The sequence below is a fragment of the Lonsdalea quercina genome, from assembly GCF_900107885.1.
In the GTDB taxonomy this organism is placed as follows: Bacteria; Pseudomonadota; Gammaproteobacteria; order Enterobacterales; family Enterobacteriaceae; genus Lonsdalea; species Lonsdalea quercina.
In genome coordinates this window covers 195,043-212,455 of sequence record NZ_FNQS01000007.1, presented here as the reverse complement: position 1 = coordinate 212,455, position 17,413 = coordinate 195,043, and the positions used below count along the sequence as shown (strand labels likewise).

At 54.9% G+C, this 17,413-nt stretch carries 17 protein-coding genes; 13 read left to right on the top strand and 4 right to left on the bottom strand.

Annotated features, from left to right (window positions below):
* Positions 1-5: 5 nt before the first annotated feature.
* From rbfA to BLU64_RS11500, 7 genes are all read left to right on the top strand, one after another.
* A complete protein-coding gene (rbfA, locus tag BLU64_RS11525; protein WP_026739642.1) occupies positions 6-410 on the top strand; it encodes a 30S ribosome-binding factor RbfA in 405 nt (134 codons plus the stop codon).
* Positions 410-1,366, top strand: a complete 957-nt coding sequence (truB, locus tag BLU64_RS11520; protein WP_026742095.1) for a tRNA pseudouridine(55) synthase TruB — start codon at positions 410-412, stop codon at positions 1,364-1,366. Before rbfA ends, truB begins: the two co-directional genes overlap by 1 nt.
* 112 nt (positions 1,367-1,478) lie before the next feature.
* On the top strand, positions 1,479-1,748 hold the full coding sequence (gene rpsO, locus BLU64_RS11515; protein ID WP_026739644.1) for a 30S ribosomal protein S15: 270 nt from the start codon (positions 1,479-1,481) through the stop codon (positions 1,746-1,748).
* A 263-nt stretch (positions 1,749-2,011) separates the two neighbouring features.
* Entirely contained in the window at positions 2,012-4,132 is a 2,121-nt protein-coding gene (gene pnp / locus BLU64_RS11510) for a polyribonucleotide nucleotidyltransferase (RefSeq protein ID WP_026742096.1), read from the top strand.
* A 127-nt stretch (positions 4,133-4,259) separates the two neighbouring features.
* The gene (gene nlpI, locus BLU64_RS11505; RefSeq protein ID WP_026742097.1) at positions 4,260-5,144 is read left to right on the top strand and encodes a lipoprotein NlpI; all 885 of its coding nucleotides are present in this window, start codon (positions 4,260-4,262) and stop codon (positions 5,142-5,144) included.
* Between the two features lie 107 nt (positions 5,145-5,251).
* Entirely contained in the window at positions 5,252-5,326 is a 75-nt protein-coding gene (gene yrbN / locus BLU64_RS17880; RefSeq protein WP_099049240.1) for a protein YrbN, read from the top strand.
* Positions 5,319-7,166 carry a DEAD/DEAH family ATP-dependent RNA helicase gene (locus BLU64_RS11500; protein WP_074728781.1) on the top strand — a complete coding sequence of 616 codons (1,848 nt, stop codon included), beginning with the start codon at positions 5,319-5,321 and terminating at the stop codon, positions 7,164-7,166. The genes yrbN and BLU64_RS11500 overlap by 8 nt, the downstream gene beginning before the upstream one ends.
* Positions 7,167-7,224: 58 nt before the next feature.
* On the opposite strand, the gene BLU64_RS11495 is transcribed toward BLU64_RS11500, so the two are convergent.
* The 3 genes from BLU64_RS11495 to ubiU all read right to left on the bottom strand — a co-directional run bounded on the left by BLU64_RS11495 (position 7,225) and on the right by ubiU (position 10,277).
* Complete coding sequence (locus tag BLU64_RS11495) at positions 7,225-8,247, bottom strand: luciferase-like monooxygenase (protein ID WP_026742099.1); 1,023 nt, start codon at positions 8,245-8,247, stop codon at positions 7,225-7,227.
* Positions 8,248-8,389: 142 nt separating this feature from the next.
* Positions 8,390-9,268, bottom strand: coding sequence for a U32 family peptidase (locus tag BLU64_RS11490; protein ID WP_074728779.1), 879 nt, complete (start codon positions 9,266-9,268; stop codon positions 8,390-8,392).
* A 13-nt stretch (positions 9,269-9,281) separates the two neighbouring features.
* A complete protein-coding gene (ubiU, locus tag BLU64_RS11485) occupies positions 9,282-10,277 on the bottom strand; it encodes a ubiquinone anaerobic biosynthesis protein UbiU (RefSeq protein ID WP_026742101.1) in 996 nt (331 codons plus the stop codon).
* Positions 10,278-10,595: 318 nt separating this feature from the next.
* Between ubiU and ubiT the strand changes: the two genes are divergently transcribed.
* Positions 10,596-11,120 carry a ubiquinone anaerobic biosynthesis accessory factor UbiT gene (gene ubiT, locus BLU64_RS11480; protein WP_026739651.1) on the top strand — a complete coding sequence of 175 codons (525 nt, stop codon included), beginning with the start codon at positions 10,596-10,598 and terminating at the stop codon, positions 11,118-11,120.
* Entirely contained in the window at positions 11,114-11,617 is a 504-nt protein-coding gene (locus tag BLU64_RS11475; RefSeq protein ID WP_026742102.1) for a GNAT family N-acetyltransferase, read from the top strand. Before ubiT ends, BLU64_RS11475 begins: the two co-directional genes overlap by 7 nt.
* Here the strand turns inward: BLU64_RS11475 and BLU64_RS11470 are convergent.
* A complete protein-coding gene (locus BLU64_RS11470) occupies positions 11,604-11,909 on the bottom strand; it encodes a GIY-YIG nuclease family protein (protein WP_074728810.1) in 306 nt (101 codons plus the stop codon). The genes BLU64_RS11475 and BLU64_RS11470 overlap by 14 nt on opposite strands.
* Before the next feature lie 1,149 nt (positions 11,910-13,058).
* Here BLU64_RS11470 and deoC point away from each other — a divergent pair.
* The 4 genes from deoC (at position 13,059) to deoD (ending at position 17,293) form a co-directional block, all read left to right on the top strand.
* Positions 13,059-13,838, top strand: a complete 780-nt coding sequence (gene deoC / locus BLU64_RS11460; protein ID WP_074728777.1) for a deoxyribose-phosphate aldolase — start codon at positions 13,059-13,061, stop codon at positions 13,836-13,838.
* A 68-nt stretch (positions 13,839-13,906) separates the two neighbouring features.
* Positions 13,907-15,250, top strand: a complete 1,344-nt coding sequence (gene deoA, locus BLU64_RS11455) for a thymidine phosphorylase (protein WP_026742106.1) — start codon at positions 13,907-13,909, stop codon at positions 15,248-15,250.
* 43 nt (positions 15,251-15,293) lie between these two features.
* Complete coding sequence (deoB, locus tag BLU64_RS11450) at positions 15,294-16,517, top strand: phosphopentomutase (RefSeq protein WP_026742107.1); 1,224 nt, start codon at positions 15,294-15,296, stop codon at positions 16,515-16,517.
* A 56-nt stretch (positions 16,518-16,573) separates the two neighbouring features.
* Positions 16,574-17,293, top strand: coding sequence for a purine-nucleoside phosphorylase (deoD, locus tag BLU64_RS11445; protein ID WP_026742108.1), 720 nt, complete (start codon positions 16,574-16,576; stop codon positions 17,291-17,293).
* The last annotated feature ends 120 nt before the right edge of the window (positions 17,294-17,413 follow it).

The following is a 17,413-nucleotide window of genomic DNA, read 5'->3' as shown; positions in this document are numbered from 1 at the left end:
TTATCATGGCAAAAGAATATAGCCGCACACAGCGTGTGGCGCAGGAAATGCAAAAAGAGATCGCCATTATTCTTCAGCGCGAAGTGAAAGATCCTCGCGTGGGTATGGCGACCGTCTCCGGGGTTGAAATGTCCCGCGACCTGGCTTACGCCAAAGTTTTCGTGACCTTTCTGAACGATAACGAGCCAGAGCAGGTGAAAACCGGCATCAAAGCGTTGCAAGACGCTTCCGGATTTATTCGCGTACTGCTGGGTAAAGCGATGCGCCTGCGCGTGGTGCCTGAGCTGACCTTCTCCTACGACAACTCGTTGGTTGAAGGTATGCGGATGTCGAATCTGGTGACCAATGTCGTTAGAAAAGATGCCGAGCGTCGCTCTTCTTCCTCTTCGGATGAAGATCGGGAGGACTGATGGGGCGTCCTCGTCGTCGCGGCCGGGACGTTCATGGCGTTCTGCTGCTGGATAAACAGCAGGGAACATCGTCTAACGATGTGCTGCAAAAAGTTAAACGTCTCTTCAATGCCAACAAGGCCGGACATACTGGCGCACTGGATCCGCTCGCGACGGGTATGCTGCCGATTTGTCTGGGTGAAGCGACCAAGTTTTCCCAATATTTGCTGGACTCGGACAAACGTTATCGCGTCATTGCTCGGTTGGGCCAGCGGACTGATACGTCGGATGCCGATGGTAACGTCGTCGAAGAGCGTCCCGTTACGTTCACCCCCGAAGCGTTGGCGCAGGCGTTGGATGCATTTCGCGGTACGACCCCACAGGTCCCGTCCATGTTTTCTGCACTGAAATATCAGGGGCGCCCGCTATACGAATATGCCCGTCAGGGTCAGACCGTTCCACGCGAAGCGCGTGAAATTACGGTCTATGAGCTGCAGCAGATTCGTTGGGAAGGGGACGAGCTGGAACTGGAGATCCATTGTTCGAAAGGCACCTATATCCGTACTATCATTGACGATCTGGGTGAAAAACTCGGTTGTGGCGCTCATGTAATTTATCTGCGCCGTCTGCAGGTGGCAACTTATCCGATAGAACGTATGGTCACGTTGGCACAGCTGCAAGTATTGGCCGAGCGTGCCGCTGAAGAAGAGCAGCCAGTCGGCGCGCTGCTTGATCCCTTACTTCTGCCGATGGACAGCGCTGTTCAGGAATTTCCTGAGGTTAATCTGCCGGAAGTCGTTGCCGGATACCTGAAATTGGGACAGGCGGTACGTGCCGCCAACGCCCCGGATTCGGGGATGGTACGCATCACAGAAGGCGACGCGCGGAAGTTTATTGGTATGGGCGTTATCGACGATGAAGGCCGCGTTGCACCTCGCCGTCTGGTGGTCGAATACCCCGAGTCTGAGGTCGTTTGACCGCCTTGCTATCCCCTTATACTGCGGGTAGAATAGCGCGGCTCAAGTACCGGGTCGCTGAATTAGAGATCGGCACCCTTTTTATCTTATATAATATTATTGGAGTTCTACTATGTCTCTAAGCGTTGAAGCTAAAGCAAAAATCGTTGCAGATTTCGGTCGTGATGCTAACGACAGCGGTTCTACCGAAGTTCAGGTTGCACTGTTGACTGCGCAGATCAACCACCTGCAGGGCCACTTTGCTGAGCACAAAAAAGATCACCACAGCCGTCGTGGTCTGCTGCGCATGGTCTCTCAGCGTCGTAAGCTGCTGGACTACCTGAAGCGTAAAGAAGTAGCGCGCTACACCAGCCTGATTGAGCGTCTGGGTCTGCGTCGCTAATCCGACGAGTTTCAGTAGAAAGGGGCCTATTATGGCCCCTTTCTTCTAGGATGCGTTGCTGAAACAGAGTAATGTATTGTTGAAGTGAAAAATGGTCCGTTATTACAGCTATTCGCGCGGCTAATGAGAGACTTTATTCTGCTGGAGAGCAGATTGAAGATTGTCATTAGTCGCGAGGATGTAGTGACTGGATCGGGTGTAAACTGGTCTGTGGCGTCCGAGATAAGTGGCGCGGCAACCCTTCGTGATACAAGGATATAATTTTGCTAAATCCGATCATTCGTAAATTCCAATATGGTCAGCATACCGTCACTATCGAAACCGGTATGATGGCTCGTCAGGCTACTGCTGCCGTTATGGTTAGCATGGACGACACCGCAGTATTCGTTACCGTTGTTGGTGCTAAACAGCCTAAACCGGGTCAGGGATTCTTCCCGCTGACCGTCAACTATCAGGAGCGTACATACGCTGCTGGCCGTTTCCCGGGTGGTTTCTTCCGTCGTGAAGGCCGTCCGAGCGAAGGCGAAACGTTGATTTCTCGCCTGATCGACCGTCCTATTCGTCCTCTGTTCCCGGAAGGTTTCCTGAATGAAGTTCAGGTTATCGCTACCGTTGTTTCTGTGAACCCGCAGGTAAACCCGGACATCGTCGCTATGATCGGTGCGTCTGCTGCGCTGAGCCTATCCGGCATTCCGTTCAACGGCCCAATCGGCTGCGCTCGCGTCGGTTACATCAACGACCAGTACGTGCTGAACCCGACCACTGATGAGCTGAAAGAAAGCCGTCTGGATCTGGTTGTCGCCGGTACCGAAGGTGCTGTGCTGATGGTGGAATCAGAAGCTGACCTGCTGAGCGAAGATCAGATGCTCGGCGCGGTTGTGTTCGGTCACGAACAGCAGCAGGTTGTGATCGAGAATATCAATTCTCTGGTCGCTGAAGCTGGCAAGCCGAAATGGGAATGGCATGCGCCAGAAGTGAATGAAACGCTGTACAGCCGTGTTAAAGCGCTGTCCGAATCCCGTCTCGGTGACGCTTACCGCATCACCGAGAAGCAGGAGCGTTACGCTCAAGTCGATGTCATCAAAGCGGATGTCGTTGCCACGCTGCTGGCCGAAGATGAAACGCTGGATGAAGGTGAAATCAGCGACATCCTGGGTAGTATTGAGAAGAATGTTGTTCGTAGCCGTGTTCTGAGCGGCGAGCCGCGTATCGATGGTCGTGAAAAAGACATGATCCGTGGTCTGGACGTTCGCACTGGCGTTCTGCCGCGTACGCACGGTTCCGCACTGTTCACCCGCGGTGAAACTCAGGCGCTGGTGACAGCCACTCTGGGTACCGAACGTGACGCGCAGACGATTGACGAACTGACCGGCGAGCGCACTGACCGCTTCCTGCTACACTATAACTTCCCTCCTTACTCTGTGGGTGAAACAGGTATGGTCGGATCGCCGAAGCGTCGTGAAATTGGTCACGGTCGTCTGGCGAAACGCGGCGTGTTGGCCGTTATGCCGAAGGCGAGCGAATTCCCGTACACCGTACGTGTGGTTTCTGAAATCACAGAATCCAATGGTTCTTCATCCATGGCTTCCGTATGTGGTGCTTCTCTGGCGCTCATGGATGCAGGCGTGCCGATCAAAGCGGCTGTTGCCGGTATCGCGATGGGCCTGGTGAAAGAAGGCGAGAACTTCGTCGTACTGTCTGACATTCTGGGTGATGAAGACCACCTGGGCGACATGGACTTCAAAGTCGCGGGTAGCCGTGATGGCGTCACCGCGCTGCAGATGGACATCAAGATCGAAGGCATTACCCGCGAAATCATGCAGGTGGCGCTGAACCAGGCTAAAGGTGCGCGTTTGCACATCCTGGGCGTGATGGAAGAAGCGATCAGTACGCCGCGTGGCGATATCTCTGAATTCGCACCGCGTATCCATACCATCAAAATCAGCACTGATAAGATCAAAGATGTGATTGGTAAAGGCGGCTCAGTCATCCGTGCTCTGACCGAAGAAACCGGCACGACGATCGAAATCGAAGATGATGGTACGGTGAAGATTGCTTCTACCGACGGTGAAAAAGCTAAACACGCGATTCGCCGTATCGAAGAGATCACGGCTGAAATCGAAGTCGGCCGCATCTATCAGGGTAAGGTAACCCGCATCGTTGACTTCGGCGCGTTTGTAGCCATCGGCGGCGGTAAAGAAGGTCTGGTTCACATCTCTCAGATCGCCGACAAGCGTGTTGAGAAAGTAACTGATTATCTGGAGATGGGTCAGGAAGTTCCCGTTAAGGTATTGGAAGTCGACCGTCAGGGTCGTGTCCGCCTGAGCATGAAGGAAGCGACTCCTCAGTCTCAGGAACCTGCGGTAGCCCCCGACGTAGAATAACGGATAATCATTTAGCAGCTCCTTACCGAGTTAGGGAGCTGCGTGTATGATGGGGATCGGATATCCTTATAGATACCGTCGCGGGACAGGATGTTCATCCTTTGTTTGTCTTCTTCGGGAGTGGGTAATGAAGCCTTTCTTGCGCTGGTGTTATGTCGCGGCAGCACTCATGCTTGCAGGATGCAGTAGCATGGATTGGCGCAAAAATACCGTTTTGGCGGTCCCGTTGCAGCCCACGCTGCAGCAGGAAGTCATTCTGGCTCGTATGGAGCAAATCCTGGCCAGTCGAGCGCTTACTCCTGATGAACGAGCACAGCTGTTATATGAGCGCGGAGTGCTGTATGATAGCTTAGGGTTACGGGCATTGGCGCGGAATGATTTTTCACAAGCGCTTTCTATCCGTCCCGACATCCCAGAGGTCTTCAATTATCTGGGGATTTACTTAACGCAGGCAGGCAATTTTGATGCTGCCTATGAAGCGTTTGATTCTGTACTAGAGCTTGATCCAACTTATAATTATGTGCGTCTCAATAGGGGGATCGCCTTGTACTACGGCGGTCGGTACCAATTGGCGCAGGATGATCTGCTAGCGTTTTATCGAGACGATCCCAATGATCCTTTCCGTTCCCTGTGGCTGTATCTGGTCGAGAGAGAAATCGATCCTGATAAGGCCATAAGCGCATTAAGAACGCGCTACGAGGGAGCAAAGAAAGGTGTGTGGGGATGGACTATTGTCGAATTCTACCTGGGCGATATCAGTGAAAAGACACTGATGCAGCGCTTGCAGGAAGAAGCAAAGGATAACACTTCGCTCGCTGAGCATCTCAGTGAAACTGACTTCTATTTAGGTAAGCACTACCTAAGTCTGGGGGACAAGGACACCGCTTCGGCGCTGTTCAAGCTGACGGTGGCTAACAATGTTCATAACTTTGTTGAGCACCGCTATGCATTGTTGGAATTGGCGCAGTTAGGCCAAGAGCAAGACGACCTATCAGGATCGGACCAGCAATAGCTGACGAACAATACTCAGCCTGGAATCAAAATGATTTCTATCGCCTTTACTGGTGAGGGCTTTTTTGTTCGCTTTTTAATCCAATTTGAGCCGGTTCACACTTTTCAATGAAAATGACTGAAAATTTTCTCGACGAGTTATGTAGACTGGCCGCCATCTACGAGGCACGTGTACATGACTAAGCTTGAAACCTCTTTTGCCGATTTGGGGCTGTCTGCTCCGATTATTAATGCCCTGACCGATCTGGGCTACGAAAAGCCTTCGCCGATCCAGGCGGAATGTATTCCTCACCTGCTGAATGGCCGTGATGTGCTGGGTATGGCACAGACAGGCAGCGGTAAAACCGCCGCATTTGCGGTGCCGTTACTGAATAACCTGAAACCTGAATTGAAAGCACCGCAGATTCTGGTGCTGGCGCCGACCCGTGAGCTGGCGGTTCAGGTATCTGAAGCTTGTAATGATTTCGCTAAACACATGCATGGCGTCAACGTGGTTGCCCTGTACGGCGGCCAGCGTTATGACGTACAGCTGCGCGCTTTGCGTCAGGGACCCCAGATCGTGGTCGGTACACCGGGCCGTCTGCTTGACCACCTGAAACGTGGCACGCTGGACCTGTCCAATCTGAGCGGTTTGGTTCTGGATGAAGCCGATGAAATGCTGCGTATGGGCTTCATCGAAGACGTAGAAAACATCATGGCGCAGATCCCGGCTGAACATCAGACCGCGCTGTTCTCCGCGACGATGCCGGAAGCGATTCGTCGTATTACTCGTCGTTTCATGAAAGATCCACAGGAAGTCCGTATTCAGTCAAGTCTGACGACGCGTCCGGATATCAGCCAGAGCTACTGGATGGTGCACGGCGTTCGTAAAAACGAAGCGCTGATCCGTTTCCTTGAAGCGGAAGATTTCGATGCGGCGATTATTTTCGTACGTACTAAAAACGCGACGCTGGAAGTAGCTGAAGCGCTGGAGCGCAGTGGTTACAACAGCGCAGCGCTTAACGGCGACATGAACCAGGCTCTGCGTGAACAAACGCTGGAGCGTCTGAAGAACGGTCGTTTGGATATCCTGATTGCAACTGACGTTGCTGCACGTGGTCTGGATGTTGACCGCATCAGCCTGGTCGTCAACTACGATATCCCGATGGATGCGGAATCTTATGTTCACCGTATCGGCCGTACCGGTCGTGCGGGACGCGCCGGTCGTGCGATCCTGTTCGTTGATAACCGCGAACGTCGCCTGCTGCGTAACGTCGAACGCACTATGAAGCTGACTATTCCTGAAGTGGAACTACCGAACGCGGAACTGCTGGGCGAACGCCGTCTGGCCAAGTTTGCCGCCAAGGTTCAGGTCCAGTTGGAAAGCAGCGATCTGGATATGTACCGCGCGCTGCTGGCTAAACTACAGCCGCAGGAAGAGCTGGATATGGAAACGTTGGCTGCCGCACTGCTGAAGATGGCGCAGGGCGAACGTCCGCTGATTTTGCCGCCGGATCCGGTATTTGATCGCCGTCCGCGTCGTGAAATGCGCGATCGTGACGACCGCTTCGACCGTCGCCGTGAAGGGGGACGTGATGGTGAACGTCCGCAGCGCCGTGAACGTCGTGATGTTGGCGATATGGAACTGTATCGCATTGAAGTTGGCCGTGATGATGGCGTTGAAGTTCGTCACATCGTGGGCGCGATTGCGAATGAAGGCGACATCAGCAGCCGTTACATCGGTAACATCAAACTGTTCGGTACTCATTCCACGATTGAGCTTCCGAAAGGGATGCCTGGCGATCTGCTGTCACACTTCACTCGTACGCGTATTCTCAACAAACCGTTGAACATGCAGCTTCTGGGCGATGCTCAGCCGCACGAGCGTCGTGAAGGTGGGCGTGGTGGCCGTTCATTCGGCGATCGTCCTACCGGTGGTCGTCCCGCTAATGGCGGTCGTGGTCGCTCCTTCAGCGGCGAACGTCGTGAAGGCGGTGGTGAACGTCGCGGTAACCGTGCACCTCGTCAGCCGTCCAATTCCTAATCACTTTGGACTAACGTGGTAACACGCATCAAGCCAGCCTTCGGGCTGGCTTTTTTTGTCAGTCGATTCTTGCTTCTCTAATCACTTCCTGCTGTAACTTCCCCACAATCTCGAATGAACGCAGTCTGGCCTCATGGTCGAAAATTGAGGCGTTGATCATTAGCTCATCCGCCTGAGTTTGCCGCAACAGCATCTGTAATCCATGACGTACCTGCGAGCGATCACCCACGATGGAAAGTCGTAGTGTCTGTTCAACCGAGAGTTGTTCGGCTGGTGTCCAGATGTCATTCATCTCTTGTACCGGCGCGGGCAGCGGCCCCGGCATGCCACGGCGTAAATTGATGAATTGTTGCTGCTGCGACGTGAACAAGAAACGCGCGTGGGAGATGCTCTCTGCGGCGATGACATTAACGCAAACCATCGCATAGGGCTGAGACTGCTGCGCCGAAGGTTGAAATTTATCGCGATAGAGTTGCAGTGCCTGAATGAGCATATCCGGCGCAAAATGGGCGGCGAAAGCATACGGAAGTCCCAGCGCAGCGGCGAGCTGCGCGCTGTACAGACTGGAGCCAAGAAGCCAGATCGGTACGTTAAGACCCTGACCCGGAATGGCCCGCACCGCCTGATCCGGCTGTGCAGGCGCCAGATAACGCTGTAACTCCTGAACATCCGCGGGGAAATCATCCTCTTCGCCGTTTAAATGCCGGCGCAGCGCTATCATGGTGCGACGGTCGCTGCCCGGCGCGCGTCCCAGCCCCAGGTCGATACGTCCCGGATAGAGTGATTCCAGCGTTCCGAACTGCTCGGCGATGACCAGCGGCGCGTGGTTGGGCAGCATAACGCCGCCGGAGCCTAGTCGGATATGTTCGGTACCTGCCGCGAGATAGCCGAGCAGAACGGAGGTGGCTGCGCTGGCGATACCGGTCATATTGTGATGCTCGGCGAGCCAGTAGCGATGATACCCCCATTGCTCAGCATGTCTGACCAAATCCAGAGAGCGGTGAAAGGCGTCGCGCGGGGTTGCCCCAGCAGGAATGGGGGCCAGATCCAGTACGGAAAAAGTGACGGGCTGTTGTGACATAGGCTTGGCTCACCGGATTGAGGGTCAACCCGTTAGCAGGCTAACCGCAGAATAGTATTATTGGATAATCATAGTACGCAATATTCAGCGGCAGTAGCGGATGAGGTGTGCGGATGCCCAAAGTGTAGGGCATCCGGAAAGATCAATCTACCAGCTCCAGGCCGGGCAGGCGGCGCCAGTAGCCGTTGCACTCCTTCTCTTGATGAAGCGACAGCGGCTGTGTGCCGTGTTCGTTGGCGCGGAACTGCTCCAGTACATCCAGCGTTTCTAGCCCCAGCGGCGAGAGCCGGATGATATCCACGAGGCCCTCCATCGAGGTCAGCTCGTTGCCGAGGTTGTAGCAATATCCGCTCTGGGTCTGAATACCATTGAGCACGAATACTTGCTGATTTTCTTGCGACATCACCTTACGCCCCTGTGGATAATGAATGCAGCAGGTTTCACACTCATCCTTGGGCCGATTTTCGGAGCGCGCGGTAAAACAGCGGGCGGAGTAGGCCAGCGGCAGATGACCATAGCTCAGCACCTCGACGTCGAATTTATCGCGGAAGCCGAGTTCGTCGCACTGATTGAGTAAATGTTGTAGCCAGTCGCGCGATAGCTCTACCGGCATACACCAGCGAACCATCCCTTGTTTGTGCAACAGTCGCAACGTATAAGCGTTGTAGCAGTTCAATGCATGCCCGGCGACGAACGGCAGACGATGCTCCTCCGCCATGTTGACGGCGCCGAGATCGTTGGCCTCAAGCAGAAAGTCGCCGTTTTCGACATAACGCTTGAGTTCATTCAACTCTGAGGGTGCTTGCAGCAACGCCAGTGTGGAAATGACCACCTGTTTGCCGCTGGCGGAAACCTGACGGGCGACCTCCAGCCAGTCATTGACCTTCATGCCTCGGCGTTTGCTGCAAACGGTCTCCCCGAGATAGACGATATCCGCGCTGCTGGACATGGCCGCCTGATAAAAGGCCTCAATATCTGCTTTGGGCCAATAGTAAAGGATGGCTCCCAATGCATACTTCATAGTGTTCTCCTGACTACTGCCATTCACGGTGATAAGCGCCCAGCGTGGTTTGAGTCCCTTCGGCTACGGCGCCCAGGGCGTCCATCCATTCAGGGTTGGGGGCATAGCATTCTGGCGATGCCTTGCAGCGGTCGATTGCTTCACGCCACACCCGCGTGACTTGGCTGACATAGGCTGGACTGCGCTGGCGGCCTTCGATTTTCACTGAGGCGATATTCGCAGCCATCAGCTCCGGCAGCAGTGAGAGCGTATTCAGGCTGGTCGGTTCTTCCAGCGCGTGGTAGCGTTTGCCGTCCACCAGATAACGCCCTTTGCACAGCGTGGGATAACCGGCATTTTCGTGATCCTGATAACGGTCGATCAGCACGTTGTTCAGACGAGATTCCATTCCTTTGTCGGTCTGCTGCCAACGGACGAAACGCGCCGGAGAGCAGGCGCCTACGGTGTTGGGCGACTCGCCGGTCAGATAAGAGGAGAGGTAGCAGCGTCCTTCCGCCATGATGCACAGGCTGCCGAAGGCGAAGACTTCCAGCGGCACCGGGCTGGTGCGAGCAAGCTGTTTGACTTGATGAATTGACAGCACGCGCGGCAGGACGACGCGCGCCACGTCGAAGTGTTTTTGATAAAAACGGATAGCCTGTTCGTTCGTTGCCGAAGCCTGCACAGAAACGTGGCGTTCGATATGCGGATAGCGTTCCGCGGCGTATTCCAACGTCGCCAGGTCAGCCAGGATCAGGACGTCGGCGCCGGCGTCTGCGGCGCTATCCACGGCGCGTTGCCAGCGTTGGAAACCGTCTGGATGGGCGAAGGTATTGATGGCGATATGCAGTTTGCGCTTATGCTGATGCACGTAACTACGAGCTTCCTGCAGTTTTTTATCGTTAAAGTTTAGTCCGGCGAAATGTCGTGCGTTGGTATCATCTTTTAGCCCGATGTACACCGCGTCTGCACCATTATCAATAGCGGCTTTTAGCGCCGGCAAGTTACCGGCAGGGCAAAGCAGTTCCATACCTATTCCTTCACTCATCAAGGCCTTCGTTATATTTAAACGGAGGCGATCAATGATGTTGTCTGATTGATGAAGCAGGTTATCAGTCAATTAAAAATTCTGACTAAAAGGCATCTTAGTTAACCCGCTGTGGCAACACTTTGATTTAAACCAGTATATAGTGTGATGAAATTAATATAGCAGACGCGCGTATTTCGTGATTTGAGCGATAACCGGCTACATTGTTGATGTAAGCCGCTGTCGCGAGTTTGCAATGTGGCAAAATGATGCAAGAGTATCGTGTCGTCTGTATCGCTTTAGCTTTAGAGGAGTACGCCAGTGCTGGAACAACTACGGGCGCAAATTGTGCGTCAGGGGCCGGGATTTTTGGGCAAACCGTTAGCGTTAACGCCCTTTTCCGTGCAGCGCCGGATATTGGAGCAACTGCTCAAGTGGCAGTTCCGTCAGGCGCTGGAAGATGGCGATCTGGAATTTTTGGAAGATCGCTGGTTGCAGATTGAAGTCCGGGACATGGGACTGCGTTGGTTTATGACGCAGCGCGAGGGGCGCCTGCTGGTGAGTCGCAACGAAATCGCGGAAGTGACTTTCAGCGCCGATGCCAACGATCTGATTCTGATCGCGGCGCGTAAAGAAGATCCCGATACGCTGTTTTTTCAACGTCGTCTGCGTATCGAAGGGGATACGGAGCTGGGCCTCTACGTGAAGAATCTGATGGATGCCGTTGAGCTGGAAAGCATGCCGACTCCACTGCGTGTTGCGCTGCTGCAGTTGGCGGACTTTGTCGAGTCGGGACTGCGGGAGGGCGCGGATCAGGCTCCGGCACATGCGCCGGCGTCATGCTAATCCGTGTTGAAATTCCCGTCGATGCGCCGGGGATCGATCGCCTGCTACGACGGTCATTTCCGACCCCGGCAGAAGCTGAACGGGTGCAAGCGCTGCGTGAAAGCGCTCAGCTGACGCTGGGCATGGTGGCGACGGATGACGAAGGCGGCGTGGTGGCTTATGCCGCGTTTAGTCCGGTCAGTATTGAAGGGGAAGATCTTCAGTGGGTCGGACTGGCGCCGCTGGCGGTCGATGAGCGCCTGAGAAAGGAAGGGTTAGGCGAGCAACTGGTGTATGGCGGTCTGGATTCGCTCAATGAATTCGGTTACACCGCGGTGGTTGTTTTCGGCGACCCGGCTTACTTCTCCCGTTTTGGCTTTGTCGCGGCGTCGGAACATCAGCTCAGCTGCTGCCGGAAAGATCCCACATCCACCTTTCAGATCTACCCGTTGGCGGACAATCATTTCCAGGGTGTTAGTGGGAAAGTGGAGTTCGCCCATCCGTTCAATTGCGTTTAAATTCGGCTAAAAAGCGGGCGACAGACTCAGGCTGGTCGTGAACCAGCCGCTCTTTCTGCGTTTTACTCAGCTGTTTAATGCGATATTCCCACCGCAGCGCGACAGATCGGTCGCTCGCCTTACACCAATACACTAATGAGAGTTCGCCCTTGCCGCGTAGCGAACGGGCGCCTTTGCCCGCCTGATGCTGAGCCAAACGCCGCGCGGTATCGGTGGTGATGCCGGTATACAGCATGCCGCCGGCGGTACGCAGCATATAGACAAACCAGTCTGGTGATGGGGAATCCTGCATCGTCGTGGCTTTCTCGTTCAAAGATAAACTCATCGTCTATTTTACGGTGTTCTGCGTCTAAAGGTGAATGCTTGTCGCTATGTGGGTCACGGATCATGATGAATTGCCAATAAAGTTCATGATGGCAGAAACGTCATCGTTTATTTATTGCCGCGACATCGGCGTTTTTACATTAATTTCATGACAGATAAAATGAAATTTCATGATCATTTTAGGAATGTTCAATAAAACATAGACAGAGTCATCAATATTTTGAAGATATAAAGTAAATCAGGCGGGGGGTGAATATTTTCTGTCTGTACCAGTGAAAACATAAATGTTATTGAGGGTTTCCAATGAATACTTTTCTTCACCGCGTTATCCTGACTTTGTCATTTTCTTGAACAGCGCGATCAAGATATAAGCTTTTGTCACTGGGGATAAGAAGAGGCGCTGCGCCAAAGTTTTATGCGGCGTCATCCGAAGCGGTATAAAGCGTTCTCTGGTCTGGAATGGATGAAGAGGCCGCATGGGCCTCTCTATCTTATTAGTCAATCAAGAGCAGGGGAGGCACTCATCAGCAATGCAGCACATTGCCGAGTCATCCTTGGGTTTATTAATCACTAGCCCACTTTTGGCCGCTATAACGGGACCAGCGACGGTGGAAAGCAGCAATAAACCACAAATAGAGAGAGCGATTTTTTTCACGAATAACATCCTTATTGAAATATCCCGGAAAATGGAGCGACTATTAAATACTGTTAATCTGAAGGGGTGTCAAGATTTATGACCGGCGATTCCAGGGTTCATAAACCCCCGGTCTCTTGGTATTTATGTCATCGCGCGTGTGGATAGAAATGTGGTCTAAATAGGTCATGTTCCCGGTGGAGGTAAATCATCCGGAAAAAGGTGTGGATAACCCCCCTAATAAGACCTTTGACACGCGTTTTTTGTTGCGCAAACAGAGATAGCGAGTCTTCGTTTTGTGGCTTATTGTTATTTCTGGGAAGCGTCAGCACAAATTATTCACGTTACTGTGGTCCAATAGCGGCAGTAGCAAAGCTTCCTTTTTTATCGGTGATGCGATGTTTGATCTCTTTCTGTAGGTAAACATTACAGGGGGGACGAGAGGCTTGAAGATCACCGTCGACTTTCAATTGGAGTGGCGACATGACTGAAATAACCGCTGCCGCGCAGCGCGCACTAGGGCTAATGGATCTGACGACCCTGAACGACGACGACACGGACGAAAAGGTCAGCGATCTCTGTCGGCAGGCTAACAGCCCTGCCGGTCACACGGCGGCAATCTGTATTTACCCCCGTTTTATTCCGCTGGCGCGCAAGGCGCTGCGTGAACAGGGCACGCCGGAGATCCGTATCGCGACGGTGACCAATTTTCCCCACGGCAACGATGATGTGGCGATAGCGCTGGCGGAAACCCGCGCCGCGATTGCCTACGGCGCCGATGAAGTCGATGTGGTATTTCCTTACCGCGCGATGCTGGCTGGTGAAACGCGGCGCGGTTTCGATGTGGTGCAAGCCTGTAAGCAGGCGTGCGTAGAACGTCAGGTACTGCTCAAGGTCATTATCGAAACCGGTGAGCTTAAAGAGGACGCGTTCATTCGGCAGGCCAGCGAAATCGCAATTAACGCGGGGGCCGACTTCATCAAAACGTCGACCGGCAAAGTGCCTGTCAACGCCACCTTGCACAGCGCGGAGATCATGCTGAACGTGATCAAAGACATGCACGTCGGCGATCGGGTGGGATTCAAAGCGGCTGGCGGCGTGCGCACCGCCGAAGAGGCGGCACGCTATTTGCAGCTGGCAGATAGCATTATGGGCGCGGGATGGGCGGACGCGCGGCACTTCCGCTTCGGGGCTTCCGGACTGTTAAGCAGCTTGCTGAACACGTTGGGGCGCGGCACTGAAACCGCACGTGGCGATTATTAACTATCGCCGCCGGCGGTACCTCTGTCAGTACAGAAGAGAGTGCGACAGAGCAGGTTGGAGGCGTTACCTTGTTGCTAATCCCTGAAATTATTCGTAAGAAACGTGACGGACACCCGCTCAGCGAGGACGAGATCCGCCATTTCGTTAACGGTATTCGCGACAATACCGTGTCGGAGGGGCAGATTGCGGCGCTGGCGATGACGATCTATTTCCATGATATGACCATGGATGAACGTGTGGCGCTGACGCTGGCGATGCGCGATTCCGGCACTGTGTTGGACTGGCGATCCCTCCATCTGAACGGACCGCTGGTGGACAAACATTCCACCGGCGGCGTGGGAGACGTCACCTCGCTGATGCTGGGGCCGATGGTGGCCGCCTGCGGCGGCTATGTGCCGATGATTTCGGGCAGGGGACTAGGGCATACCGGCGGTACGCTCGACAAGCTGGAGTCCATTCCTGGTCTGGATATCTACCCCGACGATGATCGCTTTCGCGAGATGATTCAGCAGGTGGGGGTCGCAATCATCGGGCAAACCCATTCGTTGGCGCCTGCGGACCGGCGCTTCTACGCCACGCGCGACACGACCGCCACCGTTGATACGATCCCGCTCATCACCGCCTCTATCCTGGCGAAAAAACTGGCGGAAGGACTGGATGCGCTGGTGATGGATGTCAAGGTCGGCTCAGGAGCTTTCATGCCGACCTACTCGGCATCAGAACAGCTGGCGCAGGCTATCGTCGGCGTCGCCAATCACGCCGGGTGCCGAACCAGCGCGCTGTTGACCGATATGAATCAGGTGCTGGCATCCAGCGCCGGAAATGCGCTTGAAGTGAGGGAAGCCGTGCGCTTCCTCACCGGCGCGCAGCGAAATCCTCGACTGTTCGACGTCACGATGGCGCTGTGCGAAGAGATGCTGGTGACGGGGAATCTGGCCGCTTCGCCGCAAGATGCCCGGCGTCAGCTCATGGCCGTGCTGGAAAGCGGCCGGGCGGCGGAGGTCTTCGGCCGCATGGTCTCCGCACAAGGGGGACCGAGCGATTTCGTTGAGCGCTATGAGCGCTACCTGCAACCTGCCACGCTGAGTAAACCCGTTTTCGCCGAACGCGAGGGCGTGATCGCCTCTATGGACACCCGCGCCATAGGTATGGCAGTGGTCTCCCTGGGTGGTGGTCGCCTGCGGCCAGATGATACTATTGACCACAGCGTGGGATTGAGCGACATGATTAGCCTGGGCGAACCGGTGGATTCTCAGCGTCCACTGGCCATAATTCATGCCAATACCGAAGTGCAATGGCAGCAGGCCGCACAGCGAATTCAGGCGGCGGTGACGGTAAGCGACCGAGCATCGGAGGCGCATCCGATGGTTTATCGCCGGGTGAACATCTCAGATGTCGACGCCGCTGAATAGTGGGTGGCGCATGGCCCCAGAAAAGAACGCAGGAGAGAGTGAAATGAAACGTGCATTTATCATGGTGCTGGATTCGTTTGGCATCGGCAGCGCCGCCGACGCCGAGCGGTTCGGAGACGTCGGCTCGGATACGCTGGGCCACATCGCGCAGGCCTGTGCGGAAGGCCGCGCCGAGCAAGGACGTCAGGGACCGCTGTCTTTACCGAATCTGAGCCGCTTGGGGTTGGGCAAGGCGGCGGAAGCATCAACCGGTCGTTTCCCGGCCGGCCTGGATGCGCAAGCGGACATCATTGGGGCTTATGCCCACGCCAGCGAAATCTCCTCGGGAAAAGATACGCCGTCGGGTCATTGGGAAATCGCGGGCGTCCCGGTCCTGTTTGACTGGGGCTATTTTCACGACACGCAGAACAGTTTTCCTCAGCCGCTGCTGGACCTGCTGGTTGAGCGCGCCAACCTGCCCGGTTATCTCGGCAACTGCCACTCCTCCGGAACGGTGATTCTGGATGAGCTGGGTGAAGAGCACATGAAGACCGGCAAGCCGATTTTCTACACCTCGGCGGATTCGGTATTCCAAATCGCCTGCCATGAAGAAACTTACGGGTTGGACAACCTGTACGCGTTATGCGAAATCGCGCGTGAAGCGTTGACCGAGGGCGGCTACAACATTGGTCGCGTGATTGCGCGCCCGTTCGTGGGGGATAAAGCGGGCAACTTCCAGCGGACGGGGAACCGTCACGACCTGGCTGTCGAGCCGCCGGCGCCCACCGTGCTGAAAAAGCTGGTGGAGGAGAAAAACGGCCACGTCGTCTCGGTCGGCAAGATCGCCGATATTTACGCCCACGTCGGCATCACCAAAAAGGTCAAAGCCACCGGTCTGGACGCGCTGTTTGATGCAACGCTGAAAGAAATGGATGCCGCTGGCGACGAGACGATCGTGTTTACCAACTTTGTCGACTTCGACTCCTCCTACGGCCATCGCCGCGACGTGTCAGGCTATGCCGCGGCGCTGGAGCTGTTCGACCGCCGGTTGCCTGAGCTGATGGATAAGGTCGGCGAAGGCGATATTCTGATCCTGACGGCGGACCACGGTTGCGATCCGACCTGGCCAGGCACGGATCACACGCGTGAACACGTACCGGTACTGATTTATGGTCCGCAGGTTCAGCCGGGATCGCGCGGTCATCGCACGACCTTCGCGGATATCGGGCAGACGGTGGCAAGCTATTTCGGCGTGTCGCCGATGGACTATGGAACCTCAATGCTGTGAGCCAGTAGGCTGACGGAATAACCACTATTTATGCTGATGAAAAAGGAACAATAAGGATGGCTACGCCTCACATTAATGCTGAAATGGGTGATTTTGCGGACGTGGTATTGATGCCGGGCGATCCGTTGCGCGCAAAATACATCGCCGACACCTTTTTGGAAGACGTGGTGGAAGTGAATAACGTGCGCGGCATGTTGGGCTTCACCGGCACCTATAAAGGCCGCCGTATCTCGGTAATGGGACACGGCATGGGTATCCCGTCTTGCTCCATCTACGCGAAAGAACTGATCACCGAGTTCGGCGTGGAAAAAATTATCCGCATCGGCTCCTGCGGCGCGGTCAGCGAAAACGTGAAGGTTCGCGATGTGGTGATCGGCATGGGCGCCTGCACCGACTCCAAAGTGAACCGCATGCGTTTCAAGGATCACGACTTCGCGGCGATTGCCGACTACGATCTGCTGCGTCACGCGGTAGACGCGGCCAACACCCGCGGCGTTAAAGTACGCGTGGGCAACCTGTTCTCCGCGGACCTGTTCTACACGCCGGACCCGCAGATGTTCGACGTGATGGAAAAATACGGCGTACTGGGCGTGGAAATGGAAGCGGCGGGCATCTACGGTGTTGCCGCTGAATTCGGCGCCAAGGCGCTGGCGATCTGCACCGTGTCCGACCATATTCGGACTCAGGAAGTCACCACGGCGGAAGAGCGTCAGACCACGTTCAATGAGATGATCGAAATCGCGCTCGAATCCGTTCTGCTGGGCGACAAAGACTAATTTTGTCGTCTTGAAATGGGACCGGCTTTCGCCGACCCCCATTCCCTTCAGGCGCTCCGTTTCGGCGGGGCGCCTGTGTTTTAGCCAGCACTCCCCGCCTTATCCTTCCTCCCACTCTGT